The sequence below is a fragment of the Pseudomonas sp. NFPP25 genome (assembly GCF_900116505.1).
In the GTDB taxonomy this organism is placed as follows: Bacteria; Pseudomonadota; Gammaproteobacteria; order Pseudomonadales; family Pseudomonadaceae; genus Aquipseudomonas; species Aquipseudomonas protegens.
Genome location: NZ_FPBG01000003.1, coordinates 550,099 through 564,614 on the forward strand (window position 1 = coordinate 550,099; position 14,516 = coordinate 564,614).

Consider the following 14,516-nt stretch of genomic DNA (forward strand, 5'->3'; position numbering starts at 1 on the left):
ATGGACGAACTGGCAAATATCGTCACCCTGACGGTGGACGGGCTGGACTACAGCGGCTGGAAAAGCGTGGAGATCACGGCAGACCTGGAGCGCCAGTTCCGCACCTTCAGCCTCAACATCATCTGGCAATGGCCGGGGCAGGATGGGCAGGTGCGGATCCGCCCGGGCGCTCGCTGCCAGGTGCGCATCGGCTGCGACCTGGTGCTCACCGGGCATGTCTACAAGGCGCCGGTCAGTTATGACGGCAGGCAGATCAGCCTGAGCATCCAGGGCAGCTCCCTGACCCAGGATCTGGTGGATTGCGCGGCCATCAACCGGCCGAGCCAGTGGCGCCAGCAGGATGTGCTGAGCATCGTCCGCGCCCTGGCCGGCTCTTACGGGGTGGGAGTGCGCAGCGAGATTGCACCCACCAGCAAGTTGCACACCCACAGCATCGTGCCGGGGGAGACGGTGTTTGCCTCCATCGACCGCTTGTTGACCTTGTACCGGGTGTTCTCCACCGATGACGCCGACGGCTACCTGCTGCTGGCGGCACCGGGCAGCGGCGGGCGCGCCAGCGATGCCCTGGAGCTGGGCAAGAACATTCTTTCGGCCAATGCAGCGATGGATTTTTCCGCGGTGTTTTCCGAGTACCGGGTGATCGGCCAGCACAAGGGCAGCGACCAGAGCAGCGGTGTCGCGGTCTGCGAGGTGTCCGGCCAGGCCAGCGATGCCCGGGCTTCGCGCAAACGGGTGACGGTGATCAACGAGGCGGCGCAACTGAGTGCGGAACTGGCTCAGCAGCGGGCTGACTGGGAGTGCGGCACCCGCACCGGCAAGGCGCTGACCACTACCTATCAGGTGCAGGGCTGGCGCCAGAGCAATGGTGATTTGTGGCGACACAACACGTTGGTGCGGGTCATCGACCCGGTGCTGGGTTTCGACCAGGACATGCTGATCTCCAAGGTCACCTGGTCGCTGTCCGACCAGGGCTCCATCACCACCTTGCAGGTGGCGCCGCCGCAGACCTTCGATGCCAACCCGACACCCGCAAAAAACTGAAACCTGCGCCCAACCGCAGGAGCCGGCTGGCCGGCGAAGGCACCCGGCACGAAACCGCGCAATCCCTGTTCGCCGGCAAGCCGGCTCTTCTCCCCCCAAGGAACCCAGCATGAGCCTACTGACACGCCTGTTGGCGCGGGGCACCGTGGTGCTCGCCCATTCGGCCAACAAATTGCAATCGCTGCAAATGCGCCTCACCGCCGGCGAGGTCAACGACGACATGGAGCATTTCGAGCCTTACGGTTTTACCAGCAACCCCCTGGCCGGCGCCGAGGGCATCGCCACCTTCCTCGGCGGCGATCGCTCCCATGGAGTGGTGCTGGTGGTGGCCGACCGGCGCTATCGCCTCAAGGCCCTGGCCGCCGGTGAAGTGGCGATCTACACCGACGAGGGCGACAAGATTCACTTCAAGCGCGGGCGGGTCATCGACATCGACACCGCCACCTTGAATATCCGCGCCAGCAGCGGCGTCATCATCGACAGCCCGACCCTGAGCATGAGCGGCAAGATCGTCTCGCAGGGCGATCAGGTCGCCGCCGGCATCAGCCAGATCAACCACGTCCACAGCGGCGTGCAACCCGGCCCGGGGCAGACCGGCGCGCCGGTGGGAGGTTAAGCATGTTCGCCACTTATGACCTGAAGAACGCCCTGACCCGGGCCGTGGAAATCAGCCTGTTCACCTGGCGCCGCGCCGCCGATGACGACGCCCTGGATGACGACCAGCGCTACGGCTGGTGGGGCGACAGTTTTCCCAGCGTGGCCGACGACCGTATCGGCTCGCGGCTGTGGCTGTTGCGCCGGGTCAAGCTGAGCCGGCAGACCCAGCTCGATGCCGAGTTCTATGCCCGCGAGGCCCTGCAGTGGCTGATCGACGATGGCCACTGCAACGCCGTGGAGATCATGACCGAGCGCCTCGATGCCCAGCGCCTGAACCTGCGCACGGTGCTGATCCTGGCCGACGGCGAGCGCCTGGACATCAACCCCATTCACAGTTGGCAGGTGACCTATGCCGTTTGAAACCCCTTCGCTGCCGGTGCTGATTCAGCGCACCCAAAGCGACCTGGCCAGCGATTCGCTGCGCCAGTCCGATGCCCAAGTGCTGGCCCGCACCCTGAGCGGTGCCGCCTTTGGCCTGTATGGCTACCTGGATTGGATCGCCGAGCAGATCCTTCCGGACAAGGCCGATGAGTCGACCCTGGAGCGCATCGCCGCGCTGCGTCTGAACCAGCCACGCAAGGCGGCCCAGGCGGCCAGTGGCAGCGTCAGTTTCAACGCGGCAGCCGGTGCCGTGCTGGATCTCGGCACCCTGTTGCAAAGCAGCGACGGTCGCAGCTACACAGTGACCGCCGCGCGAACCACCAGCGCAGGCCTCAACAGCACCACGATCCAGGCCGTCGACGGCGGTACCCTGGGCAATGCCGATGCCGGCCTGGAGCTGACCGCGGTGCAGCCGGTACAGGGCATCAGCAACTCGTTCACCGTCCTGGCCCCGGGCCTGAGCGGTGGCGTGGCCCGGGAAAGCCTCGAATCCCTGCGCTCGCGGGTGATCCGTTCCTATCGGATCATTCCCCATGGCGGCTCGGCGGACGACTACGAAACCTGGGCCATGGAGTGCCCGGGCATCACCCGTGCCTGGTGCCGGCGCAACTACCTGGGGCCGGGCACCGTGGGCCTGTTCGTCATGCGTGACGACGACCTGCAGCCGATTCCCAATGCCGAGCAGATGGCGCGGGTTCTGGCCTATATCGAGCCCTTGCGCCCGGTAACCGCCGAGGTGCATGTGCTGGCGCCAGTGATACAGCCGGTGATCTACCAGGTGCGCCTGACCCCCGACACCAGTGCGGTGCGGGCCGCGGTCGAGGACCAACTGCGCGACCTGCACAGCCGCGAGGCCGGCCTGGGAGAAACCCTGCTCTTGAGCCACATCCGCGAGGCCATCAGCAGCGCCACCGGTGAACAGGATCACCGCCTGCTGGCGCCGCTGGCCGATGTGCCGGCAAGCAGCAACCAACTGCTGGTATTTGGAGGTTGCCAATGGCTGCAATAAGAAGCGCCGCCCAGTACCAGGGCCAGCTGCGCAGCCTGCTGCCCAGCGGCCCGGCCTGGGACCCGGAACGGGTGCCGGAGCTTGAACGGGTGTTGCAGGGCATCTCCCAGGAGCTGGCGCGCATCGACGCCCGGGCCGTGGACCTGCAAAACGAAATGGACCCGGCCAGCGTCAGCGAACTGGTGACGGATTGGGAAAAGGTCATGGACCTGCCCGACCCCTGCCTGGGGCTGACCCCGCTGTTCGAAGACCGGCGCCTGGCCGTGCGCCGTCGTCTGTTGGCGGTGGGCAGCCAGCGCGCCGCCTACTTCGTCGAAATCGCCCGCAGCCAGGGCTATCCCAATGCCAGCGTCACTGAGCTGAGTACCCCGCGCATGGGCCGCTCACGCTTTGGTCACGCGCATTTCGGCACCTGGCGGGCGAACTTCATGTGGACCCTCAATACCGGCGGCCGCCTGCAACTGGGCCGGCGCTTCGGCGCCAGCTATTGGGGCGAACGTTTTGGCATGAACCCGGGCAGCGCCCTGGAGTGCCTTATCCATCGCAGTACACCGGCGCATACACAGGTGTACATCAACTATGACTAGAGAGGACAGGAATACGTGGACTATCCGAAAAGTGTTCCCAGCGTAGGGCTGTTGAACGGAAAGTTTGTCGATGAGAACCCGGTGACCGGGCAAGTCGGCTCACTGATTTCCTCTGAGTGGGGAAACGCGGTTACCGACGAATTGCTCAACGTGATTCGTGCGGGAGGGGAAGAGCCGGCCGAGGCCGAGCATGACCAGTTGCTGGCGGCGATCAAGGCGATCGTGCGTGATTCGATCCCACCGGAGAAGATCCGCACCACCCTGGCCGATTACGGGATCACCGATGCCTATACCAAGTCGGTGACCTATACCAAGGCGGAGATCGAGGCGCTGTTGAAGAACATGTCGGCCTTGCCGGTGGGGGCGATGGTGCCGTTTCCCAAGGGCACGGTGCCGGCCGGATTCCTGGAGGTGGATGGCAGTGTGCAGAGTGCTGCGACCTATCCGGATCTGGCGGCTTACCTGGGGACTGCGTTCAATACCGGAGGCGAGGGTGCGGGGAATTTCCGGTTGCCTGAGACGCGAGGCGAGTTTTTGCGGGGTTGGGATCATGGGCGGGGGGTGGATGCTGGGCGGGCGGTAGGCAGCTGGCAGGCCGATGAGTTCAAGAGTCATACACACTCAGTGAAGGACAGCTCGAGTGCTGGAAATGTGTTTGATTCTTGGGTTTATGGTGATACTGGAAATGGAGTCACCGACGACGAAAATCTAAAAACCAATCCAACAGGCGGAATTGAAACCCGCCCTCGCAACCTGGCGGTTATGTGGTGCATTAAGGCCTGGAACGCTCCCATCAACCAGGGGAATATCGACATTTCCGGTCTGGCTGCAAACGTTTCAGCGTTAGAGACCCGACCTCGGGGCTTGGGTGATGGGCAGGCCTGGCAGAATGTTACGGCCAGTCGCGTTTCAGGCACTGTCTACACCAATACTACGGGGCGCCCGATTCAAGTTCAGGCATCTATTACGACCGGTGCGGTTACTGCAACTTGCGGTGGTGTGGCCGTGGCAACTTCTGCCTATCACGCATCGTTCGTGGTGCCGGTCGGAGCAACTTACTCAGTAACTTTTGGTAGTCCAGTCAATCCAGTTTGGTCGGAGTTACGTGCATGAAGTATTTCCATAATCCCGAGACAAACCGTGTCCATGCTTACGATGACGATGCCCCCGCGCATTTCATATCCAGCCAGTTGATCCCGATGTCCGAAGAGGAAGTTCGGCTCCACATAGAAAGTGCGACGGCGCCGTCACCTGTATCGGTAGGAGAGCGTGTCTGGCGTGATTCAGCACTGGATTCGGTGAGGTGGTTGCGTGAGCGGCACCGCGATCAGTTGGAGATCGAAGTACCTACAACGCTTGCCAGTGCACAGTTCAAGCAACTGCTTGTGTACATGCAGGCCTTGCGTGACTGGCCGCAATCGCCGCACTTCCCCGACTCTCAGTACCGCCCTGTCGCGCCATCCTGGGTTACTGAACAAACTGAATAAACGCCCCGTACCGCCGGGGCGTTTTCTTATCCGACCTTCAAACACTGACCATGCCAATAACCGAAGAACAACTGCTGCAAATCATGCCTAACGCCCGCCGCCAAGCGGGCGTTTTTGTTTCTCCACTCAACACCGCCATGGCCAAGCGGCAGATCGATACGCCGAAGCGCCAGGCGGCTTTTCTTGCTCAGATCGGACACGAATCCGGGCAGCTGCAATACGTACGCGAATTGGGCAGTGATCAATACCTGAGCAAGTACGACACGGGCTCTCTCGCCGCACGCCTGGGCAACACCCCAGAGGCCGACGGCGACGGCCAGCGGTATCGCGGGCGTGGGCTGATCCAGATCACCGGGCGCAGCAACTATCGCCAGTGCAGCCTCGGGCTGTTTGGCGATGAGCGCCTGCTGGATTTGCCGGAGCTGCTGGAGCAGCCGCAATGGGCCGCCGAGTCGGCGGCCTGGTTCTGGGAGCGCGGTGGGCTCAATGCCCTGGCTGACCGCGATGAGTTCAACAGCATTACCCGGCGGATCAATGGTGGCCTGAATGGCTTGCAGGACCGCCTGCAACTCTGGGCCAGGGCGCGGGCGGTGCTGTGTTTGCCGGTGGTTTGAGGGCTGCCGTCTGAAGGTCCTGCGGACCTTTTCGCAGTCTGCGGCAGCGGCTACAGGTTTTTTTGGCAGGCTGGGTGATTCATTTCATGCGCGCCTCAGGAGGGCTTGATGAATATCCGTGGCTGGCTGGCCATCGCTGTGGCGGCCGGGTTGCTTTATGCACTCGGCTACGTCAGCGGTGCCGGCAGTGAGCGCAGTAACAACCAGCACCTCGATGAGGCTCGTCTCAAACAATCCTTTGAACAAGGCCGGGCCCTGGGCACGGTCAGGGAAAAGGTGGTGGTCGAGTACGTCGACCGTATCGTCAAGGTCTATCAGGCGGGCGCCACCATCACCAAGGAGGTTCCTGTCTATGTTTCGAAAGCGGCTGATAGATCCTGCGTTGTGCCTGCTGGTTTTGTCCGGGTGCACGACGCCGGCGCCGCCAACCTGCCCGTGGCCGGAGGCCCCAGCGTCACTGATGGCGCCGCCTCGGGCCTTGCACTCTCTACCGTCGCCGCCAGCGTCGTCGACAACTACAGCGAATGCCACGCCAATGCCGAGCAATTGAAGGCGTTGCAGCAGTGGGTGCGCGAATCCCAGGCTGTGCTGCGCAGCACTACGGAGATGTTGCTGCAGCCCTGAGAGCAGGTTGTCGATCAACTCTCCGGCTCCACTGGAGCCGACCGGGTTGGGTTGCATCCAGGTGGAAGGGAGGAGTGACAAGGTGACGGCCAGTGACAGCCAGTAAAAGTGCTATCGCATCAGCGATGCAGGACATTGGCTTATGGTCTCGGGTACTTGGGGATTTATATGAAGTTCGCCTTATTTGGCCGTTTCAGGATTGCCGAATGCGCACGGCTTTGTTTGAAAAATGAGCATGTACGCTCGGAATGAGAACTACTGGAGAAGTTATGCAGAATACTAAAAACATCTTGCTGATGAGCTTGTTTGCACTGATCGGGATTTCCCTCAATGTGAGTGCAGAGACGGCCATGTCGTGGAACCTGGCAAGGGATGTAATGCTGGCCAAGGAGAGCGTCGTGGCGAACTCGCCCTGGACATTCATGCAGAACACATCAGGGGTGAATAAGCCTGAAAACTATACGTTGCTACCTTTCTTCAAGGCGGACGACTGCACTGCTCAACCTGTGACCTGTTGGCAGGATCCGGTATCGGGGGCTCACGTATCGGTCCACTTCAAGACTTATACATTCACTGGAAACGGCAGTTTTGTTATCGCTCCGGGCAATGTGGCGTTTCACCCCGGGAAAAATAGCCAGACGGTTATCCGCTGGAGCAGCCCGGTCGTTGGTGAGGTAAATGCTCTCGGGCGTGTCAACAGCATTCACGACAGCTGTGGTGATGGGGTTGCCTGGTCCCTGAATTTGGATGACTCGGTTCTTCAGTCGGGTAGCTTGGCCAGAGGTACGGGAGCTGTTTTTTCGGTAAGCAAGGTGCCTGTCAGCAAGTTGTCGTCCATCTATTTTGTCCTGGACAAGAAGGCCAATTACTCTTGCGATACCAGCACCATCGACATGCTGATCACCAAGTGACGTGCCTCTATCAGTGGTTCTGGAGGCCGCGCGTGATTGTCGAAACTGCGCAAGGGAGATAGACCGGTCCAAGAGTACTCAACTCTGATTCCGATCTGACAGCCTGTCACTTGCAAGCCACCTCGCCTGGTGTACGGTAAGCACACGCCAGCCCCATCAGGAGAGGATTGTGAAAGAAATCACCCAGCTTGCCGCTGAACTCGGCAGGCGTTTGCAGGTTCTGAATGCCCACGTCACCACCGCGGAGTCCTGCACCGGGGGAGGCATCGCCGAGGCGATCACGCGGATCCCTGGCAGTTCGGCCTGGTTCGAGGCCGGTTATGTCACCTATTCCAATCGCCAGAAGACCCTGCAATTGAATGTGCCGGCCGATTTGTTCAATTCGGTCGGCGCTGTCAGTCGTGAAGTGGTCGAGGCCATGGTCCGGGGGGCACAGGCCAGGAGTCATGCGCATTTTGCCGTGGCGGTCAGCGGTATCGCCGGGCCGGATGGCGGTTCTGCGCAGAAGCCTGTGGGCACTGTGTGGCTGGCCTGGGGGGCGGGAGAGACGCTGACCACCGAGTGCCGGCACTTTCCGGGGAATCGCGATGAGGTCCGCCGACAAACGGTGAAGGCCGCGCTAGAGGGGTTGCTGCAACATGCTGCGGCAGAAATCGCAAATCAGGGGTAGGCGATCCTCGAGCGCTGTGGAATAATACTGGCTACTTATACAGGTGTTGGCCGTCAGGCCTTATTGATTACGTGAGGACTTTAATGGACGACAACAAGAAGAAAGCCTTGGCTGCGGCCCTGGGTCAGATCGAACGTCAATTCGGCAAGGGTGCCGTAATGCGTATGGGCGATCACGACCGTCAGGCGATCCCGGCCATTTCCACCGGCTCTCTGGGTCTGGACATTGCTCTGGGCATTGGCGGTCTGCCAAAAGGCCGTATCGTTGAAATCTACGGCCCTGAGTCGTCCGGTAAAACTACCCTGACTCTGTCGGTTATTGCCCAGGCGCAGAAAGCCGGTGCAACTTGTGCGTTCGTCGATGCCGAGCACGCACTGGATCCGGAATACGCCGGCAAGCTGGGTGTGAATGTTGACGACCTGCTGGTTTCCCAGCCGGACACCGGCGAACAGGCCCTGGAAATCACCGACATGCTGGTGCGTTCCAACGCGGTTGACGTGATCATCGTCGACTCCGTGGCGGCCCTGGTGCCCAAGGCTGAAATCGAAGGCGAAATGGGCGACATGCACGTGGGCCTGCAAGCTCGCCTGATGTCCCAGGCGCTGCGCAAAATCACCGGTAACATCAAGAACGCCAACTGCCTGGTGATCTTCATCAACCAGATCCGCATGAAGATCGGCGTGATGTTCGGTAGCCCGGAAACCACCACCGGTGGTAACGCGCTGAAGTTCTACGCTTCGGTCCGTCTGGACATCCGCCGTACCGGCGCGGTGAAGGAAGGCGACGAAGTGGTGGGCAGCGAAACCCGGGTCAAGATCGTCAAGAACAAGGTGGCTCCGCCATTCCGTCAGGCCGAGTTCCAGATTCTTTACGGCAAGGGCATCTACCTCAACGGCGAGATCATCGATCTGGGCGTGCTGCATGGCTTCCTGGAGAAATCCGGTGCCTGGTACAGCTACCAGGGCAACAAGATCGGTCAGGGCAAGGCCAACTCGGCCAAGTTCCTGCAGGACAACCCGGAAATCGGCAACGCGCTGGAGAAGCAGATCCGTGAAAAACTGCTGACTGCATCGCCAGACGTCAAAGCCAACCCAGTCAAAGAGACCGAAGACGATATGGCCGACGCTGATATCTGATTGATCCAATGACCGCCGTACTCGATACCCTCGTCGCGGTGCGGCGAACCGCAATGGACCTGCTCGCAAGACGCGAGCACGGTCGTGTCGAGCTGACGCGTAAACTGCGTCAGCGCGGCGCCCCTCCTGAAATGATCGAAGCAGCCCTTGACCGTTTGACGGAAGAAGGCCTGCTGTCCGAATCCCGTTATCTCGAAAGCTTCGTTTCCTACCGTGCCCGATCCGGTTACGGGCCCATGCGTATTCGTGAGGAACTGGGCCAGCGCGGCTTGCAGCGCAGCGATATTGATCTTGCGCTGCGCGAGTGCGGTATCGATTGGCAGGAACAATTGCGTGACGTCTGGCAGCGCAAGTTTGCCGGGCGGTTTCCTGCAGATGCTCGAGAGCGTGCCAAGCAAGGACGTTTCCTGAGTTATCGCGGGTATTCCATGGACATGATCAGCCGCTTGTTGAGTGGCCGAGGCATGGACGACTGACGCCGTACCCGCTGCATAACGCAGCGGGCTAGGGCTGGGGTCAGTTGGCTTTGCTGGTTTCTCGTGCCCGTTGCGTTGTTTGGGGCTGAGGCCTGGCCCAGTTTTCCGGCAGGTTGATGAAGTCGATCAGCTCGCGCAGGCGACCGTTGTCGCGAGCATTGAAGGCGAATGACAGCCGCGCCAGATGGCTGAACTGCACTTCGTCGTGTTCCTCCCCGCTGTAGGCATGCTGTTGAAACTGGCCACTCAGGCACAGGTCGGCGAATGCTGTCTGCATCTGCTCCAGCGCCTGCTCATTGAGGTTGTAGTTCATGCGGATGACGAACTGCTGCTTGAGCCAGCGGCTGGAGTGGAAGTTGGCATAGAACTGCTGGATTTCCTGCACCGCTTCTTCAGTGCTGTGCACCAGGCGCACCAGCTTCATGTCACTGGGCAGAATGTAGCGATTGGCTTCCAGTTGGTTGTGGATGAAGTCCAGGGCGCCTTGCCAGAACTGTCCACCCGGCATGTCCAGCAGTACCACGGGTACCAGCGGGCTTTTGCCGGTCTGAATCAGGGTCAGTACTTCCAGGGCTTCATCAAGGGTGCCAAAGCCGCCAGGGCAAAGCACCAGTGCGTCGGCCTCCTTGACGAAGAACAGCTTGCGGGTGAAGAAAAAGTGGAACGACAGCAGGTTCTCCGTACCGCCAACGGTCGGGTTGGCATGCTGCTCGAAAGGCAGGGTGATGTTGAACCCCAAGCTGTGCTCCAGGCCTGCACCATCGTGGGCGGCGGCCATGATGCCCCCGCCGGCCCCGGTAATGACCATCAGATCCGAGCGGGCCAGGGCCGCGCCCAGCTCTCGGGCCATGGCGTATAGCGGGTGTTCACTGGGGGTGCGTGCCGAGCCGAAGACCGTCACTTTGCGTCGGCCCTTGAACTGTTCCAGGACGCGGAAGGCGTGCTCCAGTTCGCGCAGGGCCTGCAGGGTTATCTTGGCATTCCAGCGATTGAGGTCATCCTCGGCCATGCGCAGGACGGTGAGCACCATGTCGCGGTAAAGAGGAAGATTCGGGCTGTTGGGGGCTATCTGGTTGAGTTGCGCTTCGACCTGGTTCGTCAGGTCGACACCGTTGCTCTGAAAATGACGACTTAACAGGTCATTCGATTGGTAAGGCATTCAGCTTCTCCTTCTGCACAGAACCTTGCGCACGCTCGAGATATTCGAATGTGCCACGACACTGCCTGTGTCGCTGCCTGCTCAGCCCAGCGAATGAGCGAATTTCCGGACCCGATCACAGCTGACAATCGCTGGGCAGTGTTGGGGTCATCCACAGAGGTCCTGCTTTCCTTTATTTGAGAACATTTGCACAGCAAGACGCACAAGGACGGCCTCCTCAACCGTCCGCAAGCCGTTTCGGACATGGCTTGATCATGTGCTCATAAAGTCTTGGCTGGCAACCGCTTGTTCGCGGTTTTCCCCAGGCTGGCACCGCTGGTCAGGAGGGGCGGCAAGGGATGACGGCTCTGATTTACTAAGGTGCAGCGTCTGGCGCAGGAGCAGGGGCCGGAGAGAAGCAAGCGGGTTCTGGGCCATGCAGGACCAGAGCAGGGAGGCAGGGGATGACCATTGTCACGCTGGAGATTGATCCGCAGTTGTATCAGCTGCTGCAAGCCGCTGCCGCTGACCATCAAATAAGCCTGGAGGAAGAGTGCCGGCGCCGATTGGCAGCACAGGAGCGGCCATCGCGATACCTACAGGCCCTGGTCGCCGAACTGCGCGCCGATGATCAGCAGCGGCGCGCCGCTCGTTCGTGATTACTTTTTCTTGGGCGTGCTTTGCGCCGGGCAATCCGACTCCTGAAAGCGCGCCGACGCCACTGGGCGATTGGTGCGGTTTTCAGTGAACTCGTAACGCATGATGGCGCCTTTGGCCATCAGCTTGCGGTAGTTGGGATTGCGGCAGACGCTTGCCCCAAGCTGCAGGTAGACCGCCTTGGGATTGGCGCGCATCTGCTCGGCATGGCCAGACTGCACGCTGAGGTGGTTGATCAGTTCCTTGCCTTCAACGGTATAGCCCTGGTCGAGAATGTTCTCGTTGATTTCCCGAGGAGTGCCGACGTTGCTTTCCGCAGCGACCTTCTCCAGCATTTTGCCCAGTTCGAATTCTTGCAGGGACGCAGCTTGGGCACCCAGGGGCAGGGCCAGCAGAAGGGCGACGGTAGGAATGGTAAAGCGCAACATGAAACTCTCCTGGTGCAGTGACTGATGCTTCGACCAGCCACTCGACTGTGCGTTCAGTGGCGACGAATTATAGGGGGAGAGGCCGCAGGGCGGTACAGGTTTGAACAGATAGCTCTGATAAACTTGTCCGACTTTTTACCCTCTTGAGTGTTTGTCGTGTTGATTTCTGTTTCTTGCTGGCATGTCCTGCGATGAGTCATGCGGTTTCCCGTCTACGTGATCTGCGGATGGCGCGCGTGGCCAAGCCCTTTTTCGCACGCGGCTCACGGGCTGAACGCTGCCCCCGCTGCCGAGTGATTCCCAGCCATTGCCTGTGTGCCTGGCGACCGAAAGTCGTTGCCCGGTCAGCCATGTGCCTGGTGATGCACGACGTCGAACCGCTCAAGCCGAGCAATACCGGTTGGCTGATTGCCGATGTGATCGGCGACACGACGGCGTTCAGCTGGTCGCGTACTGAGGTCGATCCGCAACTGCTGGCGTTGCTGGCCGACCCGCAGTGGCAGCCTTATATCGTGTTTCCGGGCGAGTTCGTCGCGCCCGAACGGGTGGTCAGCGAAGTCAGGCAGGAGGAGGGCAAGCGGCCGCTGTTCATTCTGCTGGACGCTACCTGGAGCGAGGCGCGCAAGATGTTCCGCAAGAGCCCTTACCTGGAGCACTTGCCGGTTCTCAGCCTGTCCCCGGAGAAGCTCTCGCGCTACAAGCTGCGTCGCTCCAAGCGTGATGATCACTTCTGTACCGCTGAAGTGGCGGCGTTATGCCTGGAGCTGGCCGGCGATGAGCAGGTCAGCCAGGTACTGGATGCCTACCTCGATGTGTTCAGCACCCATTACCTGTCAGCGAAGTTCCAGAAGGCCATCGATCCGGATGACGATGTGCATGCCCGGCTCAAACCCTTTGTGTAGTCGTGCTGGAATGAGGCTTTTGTGGCCATAGCTGGGCTACCAGCATGCCGCTGAGCATCAGCGCGCAGCCGAAGTAGCCGCGGGCCTGCAGCGACTCATCCAGCAACCAGGCCCCGGCAATGGCGGCAAATACCGCTTCCAGGGACAGAATGATTGCCGCGTGAGAGGCGATTGCGTCCTTTTGGGCAATCACCTGCAAGGTGTAGCCGATACCGACGGCCACCACCCCGCCATAGAGAATGGCCGGCCCGGCGCCGACAATCGCTTCCCAGCGAAGCGGTTCCAGGCACAACGCCAGGATCAGGCTGACCACCGCGCAGGTAGCAAATTGCAGGAACGCCAGGCGAATCGGGTCATGACGGCCGGCGAAAACTCCCACCAGAATCACGTGCCCACCCCAGACGAAGGCGCCAATCAACTGCAGCCAGTCTCCCGAGGCAACATGGAAGCTGTCGCTGACGCTCAGCAGGAACATGCCCACCACCGCCAGCACGGCGCCGAGCCAGGTACCCAGGCCAGTCTTGTGGCCAATCAGCAGCCCCAGAAGCGGCACTACAATGACATAGAGCCCGGTGATGAAACCTGCATTGGTGACGGTGGTGAACATCAGCCCCACCTGTTGCAGATTGATGCCCAGGGCCAGGGCCAGCCCCATGAGTACGCCGCCCAGTAGCAGCCCACGATTGAGCAAGGGTTCGGGCTGACGATTCGTGGGTGTTTTACGCAGCACCAGCGGCAAGAGACAGAGTGAGCCCAGGGCGAAGCGCAGGCCGGAATAAAGGAAGGGGCCGATATGATCCATACCGGAAGTTTGTGCGACAAACGCCGAGCCCCAGATCACCGCGGTAATCAGCATCAGGACATCGGCACGCAAGGCTTGGCTGCGCATGATGGCTCTCTTATTAGTTAGCCAGCTAAGATGCCGCAAAGCTTCACGCTTGACCACCCTGGCTTGGCTGGGCATGCTTGGCGCCGATTAGGGCGCCGGCGCTGTTTGAACCACTGTTTTGCTCAGGCTTTTCGCGGCGTTCGTGCTCTTTGGGTACGGTATTCTGGCGTGCCTACGTGTTGCTTTGGTGAGGGCTGAATGCATCAGTCCTGCCATGAAAAACAGGATCATTTGAAAAATGGCCACATACGAAATCCTGATTGCCGATGATCACCCGCTTTTTCGCAGTGCACTGCATCAAGCTGTCACCTTGGGCCTGGGCCCCGATGTGCGTCTGGTGGAAGTGGCAAGCATTGCCGAACTGGAAGTGCGACTCACCGAAAAATCCGACTGGGATCTGGTCCTGCTGGACCTGAACATGCCCGGTGCCTACGGTTTTTCCGGTCTGGTGCTGTTGCGCGGGCAGTACCCGCAAATTCCGGTGGTGATGGTTTCGGCGCAGGAAGAAGCCTCCGTCATGGTGCGCTCCCGAGAGTTCGGCGCCAGCGGTTTCATTCCCAAGTCCAGTTCCCTGGAAGTCATCCAGCAGGCCGTGCGCAGTGTGCTCGACGGTGATGTCTGGTGGCCGCCCCAGGCGTTTGAAGAGGTCAGTGTCTCAGCCGAAGCCAAGGCCGCCAGCGAAGGCCTGGCTAGCCTGACGCCCCAGCAGTTCCGGGTTCTGACCATGGTCTGCGAAGGGTTGCTGAACAAGCAGATTGCCTACGAGCTGAGCGTGTCGGAAGCCACGATCAAGGCCCACGTGACGGCGATCTTCCGCAAGCTCGGGGTGCGTACCCGGACCCAGGCAGCGCTGCTCTTGCAACAACTTGAGTCAATTTCCAGCCATTAACCGGCTGTTTGTTCACGCTT

General features: G+C 60.7%; 19 protein-coding genes. 16 read left to right on the plus strand and 3 right to left on the minus strand.

Annotated features, from left to right (window positions below; genetic code table 11):
• From BM382_RS14535 to recX, 13 genes are all read left to right on the plus strand, one after another.
• Window positions 1-1,041 (plus strand): phage baseplate assembly protein, encoded by a 1,041-nt coding sequence (locus BM382_RS14535; RefSeq protein ID WP_072443155.1) that lies wholly within the window; start codon window positions 1-3, stop codon window positions 1,039-1,041.
• Between the two features lie 109 nt (window positions 1,042-1,150).
• A complete protein-coding gene (locus BM382_RS14540) occupies window positions 1,151-1,657 on the plus strand; it encodes a phage baseplate assembly protein V (RefSeq protein ID WP_011059569.1) in 507 nt (168 codons plus the stop codon).
• 2 nt (window positions 1,658-1,659) lie between these two features.
• A complete protein-coding gene (locus tag BM382_RS14545) occupies window positions 1,660-2,058 on the plus strand; it encodes a phage GP46 family protein (RefSeq protein WP_011059570.1) in 399 nt (132 codons plus the stop codon).
• Window positions 2,048-3,088, plus strand: a complete 1,041-nt coding sequence (locus tag BM382_RS14550; protein WP_072443157.1) for a baseplate J/gp47 family protein — start codon at window positions 2,048-2,050, stop codon at window positions 3,086-3,088. The genes BM382_RS14545 and BM382_RS14550 overlap by 11 nt, the downstream gene beginning before the upstream one ends.
• On the plus strand, window positions 3,076-3,675 hold the full coding sequence (locus BM382_RS14555; protein ID WP_011059572.1) for a YmfQ family protein: 600 nt from the start codon (window positions 3,076-3,078) through the stop codon (window positions 3,673-3,675). Before BM382_RS14550 ends, BM382_RS14555 begins: the two co-directional genes overlap by 13 nt.
• 15 nt (window positions 3,676-3,690) lie before the next feature.
• The gene (locus BM382_RS14560) at window positions 3,691-4,788 is read left to right on the plus strand and encodes a phage tail protein (RefSeq protein ID WP_072443158.1); all 1,098 of its coding nucleotides are present in this window, start codon (window positions 3,691-3,693) and stop codon (window positions 4,786-4,788) included.
• Window positions 4,785-5,162, plus strand: a complete 378-nt coding sequence (locus BM382_RS31610; protein WP_041116261.1) for a phage tail assembly chaperone — start codon at window positions 4,785-4,787, stop codon at window positions 5,160-5,162. The genes BM382_RS14560 and BM382_RS31610 overlap by 4 nt, the downstream gene beginning before the upstream one ends.
• 50 nt (window positions 5,163-5,212) lie before the next feature.
• Window positions 5,213-5,776 (plus strand): glycoside hydrolase family 19 protein, encoded by a 564-nt coding sequence (locus BM382_RS14570; protein ID WP_072443160.1) that lies wholly within the window; start codon window positions 5,213-5,215, stop codon window positions 5,774-5,776.
• Window positions 5,777-5,884: 108 nt separating this feature from the next.
• Window positions 5,885-6,400, plus strand: coding sequence for a hypothetical protein (locus BM382_RS14575; RefSeq protein WP_072443162.1), 516 nt, complete (start codon window positions 5,885-5,887; stop codon window positions 6,398-6,400).
• Between the two features lie 269 nt (window positions 6,401-6,669).
• On the plus strand, window positions 6,670-7,311 hold the full coding sequence (locus BM382_RS14580; protein WP_072443164.1) for a hypothetical protein: 642 nt from the start codon (window positions 6,670-6,672) through the stop codon (window positions 7,309-7,311).
• A 169-nt stretch (window positions 7,312-7,480) separates the two neighbouring features.
• On the plus strand, window positions 7,481-7,981 hold the full coding sequence (locus BM382_RS14585; RefSeq protein ID WP_011059578.1) for a CinA family protein: 501 nt from the start codon (window positions 7,481-7,483) through the stop codon (window positions 7,979-7,981).
• A gap of 83 nt (window positions 7,982-8,064) precedes the next feature.
• Window positions 8,065-9,117 (plus strand): recombinase RecA, encoded by a 1,053-nt coding sequence (gene recA / locus BM382_RS14590; protein ID WP_011059579.1) that lies wholly within the window; start codon window positions 8,065-8,067, stop codon window positions 9,115-9,117.
• An 8-nt stretch (window positions 9,118-9,125) separates the two neighbouring features.
• Window positions 9,126-9,593, plus strand: coding sequence for a recombination regulator RecX (recX, locus tag BM382_RS14595; protein WP_011059580.1), 468 nt, complete (start codon window positions 9,126-9,128; stop codon window positions 9,591-9,593).
• Window positions 9,594-9,633: 40 nt separating this feature from the next.
• Here the strand turns inward: recX and BM382_RS14600 are convergent, their stop codons facing one another.
• Window positions 9,634-10,752, minus strand: coding sequence for an LOG family protein (locus BM382_RS14600; RefSeq protein WP_011059581.1), 1,119 nt, complete (start codon window positions 10,750-10,752; stop codon window positions 9,634-9,636).
• Between the two features lie 443 nt (window positions 10,753-11,195).
• On the opposite strand from BM382_RS14600, the gene BM382_RS14605 reads away from it, so the two are divergent.
• On the plus strand, window positions 11,196-11,390 hold the full coding sequence (locus BM382_RS14605; RefSeq protein ID WP_041116270.1) for a hypothetical protein: 195 nt from the start codon (window positions 11,196-11,198) through the stop codon (window positions 11,388-11,390).
• Here BM382_RS14605 and BM382_RS14610 read toward each other — a convergent pair whose 3' ends face one another.
• Window positions 11,391-11,816: a quorum-sensing-regulated virulence factor family protein gene (locus tag BM382_RS14610; protein WP_011059583.1), complete on the minus strand. Its 426-nt coding sequence runs from the start codon at window positions 11,814-11,816 to the stop codon at window positions 11,391-11,393.
• Window positions 11,817-12,007: 191 nt separating this feature from the next.
• Between BM382_RS14610 and BM382_RS14615 the strand changes: the two genes are divergently transcribed.
• A complete protein-coding gene (locus tag BM382_RS14615; protein WP_011059584.1) occupies window positions 12,008-12,718 on the plus strand; it encodes a tRNA-uridine aminocarboxypropyltransferase in 711 nt (236 codons plus the stop codon).
• On the opposite strand, the gene BM382_RS14620 is transcribed toward BM382_RS14615, so the two are convergent.
• Window positions 12,702-13,607, minus strand: coding sequence for a DMT family transporter (locus BM382_RS14620; RefSeq protein WP_072443166.1), 906 nt, complete (start codon window positions 13,605-13,607; stop codon window positions 12,702-12,704). The two genes, BM382_RS14615 and BM382_RS14620, sit on opposite strands and share 17 nt — an antisense overlap.
• 238 nt (window positions 13,608-13,845) lie before the next feature.
• Here BM382_RS14620 and erdR point away from each other — a divergent pair, with 238 nt between their 5' ends.
• Complete coding sequence (gene erdR, locus BM382_RS14625; RefSeq protein ID WP_011059586.1) at window positions 13,846-14,496, plus strand: response regulator transcription factor ErdR; 651 nt, start codon at window positions 13,846-13,848, stop codon at window positions 14,494-14,496.
• Window positions 14,497-14,516 lie beyond the last annotated feature (20 nt).

Bases quoted from the DNA above. Each gene is read 5' to 3' on its own strand.
- BM382_RS14605 (WP_041116270.1), top strand. From the start codon at position 11,196: ATGACCATTGTCACGCTGGAGATTGATCCGCAGTTGTATCAGCTGCTG.
- BM382_RS14545 (WP_011059570.1), top strand. From the start codon at position 1,660: ATGTTCGCCACTTATGACCTGAAGAACGCCCTGACCCGGGCCGTGGAA.
- recA (WP_011059579.1), top strand. From the start codon at position 8,065: ATGGACGACAACAAGAAGAAAGCCTTGGCTGCGGCCCTGGGTCAGATC.
- BM382_RS14600 (WP_011059581.1), bottom strand. From the start codon at position 10,752: ATGCCTTACCAATCGAATGACCTGTTAAGTCGTCATTTTCAGAGCAAC.
- BM382_RS14540 (WP_011059569.1), top strand. From the start codon at position 1,151: ATGAGCCTACTGACACGCCTGTTGGCGCGGGGCACCGTGGTGCTCGCC.
- BM382_RS14550 (WP_072443157.1), top strand. From the start codon at position 2,048: ATGCCGTTTGAAACCCCTTCGCTGCCGGTGCTGATTCAGCGCACCCAA.
- BM382_RS14570 (WP_072443160.1), top strand. From the start codon at position 5,213: ATGCCAATAACCGAAGAACAACTGCTGCAAATCATGCCTAACGCCCGC.
- erdR (WP_011059586.1), top strand. From the start codon at position 13,846: ATGGCCACATACGAAATCCTGATTGCCGATGATCACCCGCTTTTTCGC.
- recX (WP_011059580.1), top strand. From the start codon at position 9,126: ATGACCGCCGTACTCGATACCCTCGTCGCGGTGCGGCGAACCGCAATG.
- BM382_RS14620 (WP_072443166.1), bottom strand. From the start codon at position 13,607: ATGCGCAGCCAAGCCTTGCGTGCCGATGTCCTGATGCTGATTACCGCG.
- BM382_RS14580 (WP_072443164.1), top strand. From the start codon at position 6,670: ATGCAGAATACTAAAAACATCTTGCTGATGAGCTTGTTTGCACTGATC.
- BM382_RS14575 (WP_072443162.1), top strand. From the start codon at position 5,885: ATGAATATCCGTGGCTGGCTGGCCATCGCTGTGGCGGCCGGGTTGCTT.
- BM382_RS31610 (WP_041116261.1), top strand. From the start codon at position 4,785: ATGAAGTATTTCCATAATCCCGAGACAAACCGTGTCCATGCTTACGAT.
- BM382_RS14610 (WP_011059583.1), bottom strand. From the start codon at position 11,816: ATGTTGCGCTTTACCATTCCTACCGTCGCCCTTCTGCTGGCCCTGCCC.
- BM382_RS14535 (WP_072443155.1), top strand. From the start codon at position 1: ATGGACGAACTGGCAAATATCGTCACCCTGACGGTGGACGGGCTGGAC.
- BM382_RS14615 (WP_011059584.1), top strand. From the start codon at position 12,008: ATGAGTCATGCGGTTTCCCGTCTACGTGATCTGCGGATGGCGCGCGTG.
- BM382_RS14555 (WP_011059572.1), top strand. From the start codon at position 3,076: ATGGCTGCAATAAGAAGCGCCGCCCAGTACCAGGGCCAGCTGCGCAGC.